This is a genomic window from Marinomonas sp. ATLA20 (assembly GCF_057180105.1).
Genome location: NZ_JBXUKU010000052.1, coordinates 1 through 382, shown reverse-complemented (window position 1 = coordinate 382; position 382 = coordinate 1). Strand labels below are relative to the sequence as shown.

The 382-nt window shown below is 41.1% G+C and carries 1 protein-coding gene; it reads right to left on the bottom strand.

Features of this window, described 5'->3' with window-relative positions:
• Nucleotides 1–2: 2 nt before the first annotated feature.
• The coding region (locus AC2A4J_RS20400) for a phospholipase D-like domain-containing protein (protein WP_484177303.1) at nucleotides 3–382 on the bottom strand (380 nt) is incomplete at its 5' end.

Below are 382 nucleotides of genomic sequence, written 5' to 3'. Positions count from 1 at the left end.
CTTTATAGTAATGGCGATAATAATCTTGCTGTTGATTCAAAGAGTCTGACCCTTAACGGTCTCTTTGCAAATTCTTCTGGGACAATCTCGTGCGACTGCTCTAAATCACCTAAGAAGTCGTTCACTAGCTTCTCAGTGCTTTTCGTTTTATAGAGGAAGGCATTCACTTCAAAATTCAAATGAAAGCTTCTCATATCCATGTTGGCCGTTCCTATCGAAGCCAGCTCGCTATCCACAATGATAAATTTACTATGCATAAAGCCTTGATCATATTCATACACCTTTGCCCCTGCTTCTAAAAGCTCTGGGATGTATGAACGGGACGCATGGAAGACAATTCGTTTATCTGGATTCTTCGGTGCAATAATCCGTACGTCTACTC